This window comes from Corynebacterium sp. HMSC073D01 (assembly GCF_001815555.1).
In the GTDB taxonomy this organism is placed as follows: domain Bacteria; phylum Actinomycetota; class Actinomycetes; order Mycobacteriales; family Mycobacteriaceae; genus Corynebacterium; species Corynebacterium glucuronolyticum.
This window is the reverse complement of record NZ_KV821055.1, coordinates 1-2,358: the sequence shown is the minus strand read 5'-3', so window position 1 is coordinate 2,358 and position 2,358 is coordinate 1. Positions and strand designations below refer to the sequence as shown.

The following is a 2,358-nucleotide window of genomic DNA, read 5'->3' as shown; positions in this document are numbered from 1 at the left end:
CCCCAGCAGGGAACTGCCTAAACCGTAATGGGTCCGTCGCGGTGTTAGCATAGCGGCGGCTGCCCTTTCACTAACCCTCGTAGCACCCCTCGTCCAACCTGTAGCCCTTCAGTTTGCTGCTGTGGCACAGGCCCAGGAAGATCAGGGTTCCTCAAGCAAAGAAGCCGATAAGTACGCACCACAAGCTCAGGACATGACAGTAGAGACTGGTCAGGTTCCGAATGCTAAAGACGGCATTAAAAATGCGTCTGAACTTCCCGAGGGCACCACGTTTGCTTTTCAGTCCGAGGTTGATACCACTAAATCTGGGGTATACCCTGCTGTCGTTGTGGTAACTTATCCAGACAAATCCACGGATCTGGTAAGCATTAAGGTAACCGTTAATGAATTTGATGCCATTTACTCCCCGGGTAATCCCCAGGAAACCGGAACTGTCAACGGTTCTGTAAAAGAAATGGTGATGGCGACCAATAATTATGATGATCTGGTCGGAACCGGTTCCCCACTTAAGGGTGTCAAGATCTACGCCCAATGGTCCGAAGGTGAGAATACCCAGCACACTTCTCCGATTTACTACACCGAATCAGACGAGAACGGCAATTTCTCTCTCTTACTCGCTCCGTACACAGACGCGAATGGCGTCCGGCGAGAATTCCGGGCTGATGCATCTGTGGGTGTCCCACCCATTTCAACCCAAAGCCCTGATTACTGGCGCGATGAGATGCGTGAGAAGATTCGCATCTGGACAGTACTTCCATCTGATCTCGAAGGAAAGTACAGGTTGGTTACCCAACCTGCGGTGAGCCTTTACCCTCCGATCAACCCTGCTCAGAACACGACTCCGAGTTCTGACGGCAACGGTGAATGGAAAGGTAATAAGGTAAACAAGGTCAAGATCCTGTATGCAGACACGACGAACCGTGCGCAGCACAAGCCGAACAAGGATGAATGGCGTGAAAGTGTAAAACCGAAGCTTGACTACGGCTACCTAACTGGCCAGGCCTTCTGGAATCTCTTCACCGCTCAGGGATATAAAAACCTCAATTTCTGGAATTATGATGATGGACCCGTTGACCCTGCAGCTGCGGGTCTGACCGTGGTCGGGTCCTACCTGTCGGACAAGGCTGTCCGTGCAATCGAGGCGTATGCCGCCACGAATTTTGGTGGCAAGGAACTTCGCGGAGATGGCTGGACTCCTCAGGACGAGCAGGCTCTGCAGAATTGGATTAAGGATCAGGTCAAGAAGGATCCGACTTGGATTGCAGAAACAGTCAAGACCACGACAGATTCTAACGGAAATTTCAAGATCTTCTTCAACGGAACGTGGGGTAAGACGTACAATGACCTTGCTGAGTCCGATCCGCGGTTTAATAAGCAGGCAGAACTAAACGAGGGCACTTGGCTTAAAGTGACGGATAACGCCAAGCATGCAAACTGGTCGTGGAGCTACGTGTCCGTCTATGGTCCGGATGGTAACGAGCTTCCAGGTAACATCGGTGCGCTCTACCCCTGGGTACTTGGTGATTACGGCGGACCAGAAACCGCTGGCGGTTCTTACAAGACAATCGGTGGCGAAACAACAAAGTCGCTGCCTAACGCAGGTTGGTCAGCATGGAACATTGCTCTCATTCCTGCACCGCTTAAGTTCAAGGTTGTTGAGAAGAATACCTATGACAATTTTGCACTTCCTGGTGAGAAAGTCGTCACCAATACGAGCGGTTTGCCGGTCGGCGCTGGATTTGAGTATGTCATTCAATGGGTTGATAAGGACGGAAACGAGGTAGGCAAGTGTGGCCCCTCTGCTGTACTAGCAGACACCACCATCAAGCCTTGTCCGCTCACGGTTCCTGCGGATGCGAAGCATGGTGACACCTTCACCGCACGTCTGTTCAGGGGGACTGATACCGCCGACAACAAGAGTCTCTTGGCGCAGGATTCCTTCGCTGTCTCTCGTGCATACTTCGAGTATGGCAACACGGAAGTTAAGGCAAATGAAGAAAAGACTGCCACGCCGAAGTTCGATATACCTTCTACCTCTGAGGTTGAGAAGGACAAGCCCGAGAACGCAGTCTTCGAACTTGGTGATTTGCCCGAGGGAGTGACCAAGGAGCAAATTAAGCTGGATCCTGAGACCGGCTCAGTTTCTTTCACCCCCACAAAGCAGCAGACCGGTAAGAAAATTGCCATCCCCGTGCGCATGGTTGACAAGGAACGAACCGTCCCTGACCTCGATGAAAACGGCAATCCGAAGGTTGATAAGGATGGTAATGCTCTCACGAAGCCGCTGACCCTCGCGAAGTCAAACGCGGTCTTTGAGGTCGCTGGAACGCAGGCTGATCAGAATGAGCCGAAGGGCAA

General features: G+C 51.9%; 1 protein-coding gene. It reads left to right on the top strand.

Translation table 11 applies throughout. From position 1 onward, the window contains the following. Positions 1-193: 193 nt before the first annotated feature. The coding region (locus tag HMPREF3044_RS07850; RefSeq protein WP_246820962.1) for a Rib/alpha-like domain-containing protein at positions 194-2,358 on the top strand (2,165 nt) is incomplete at its 3' end.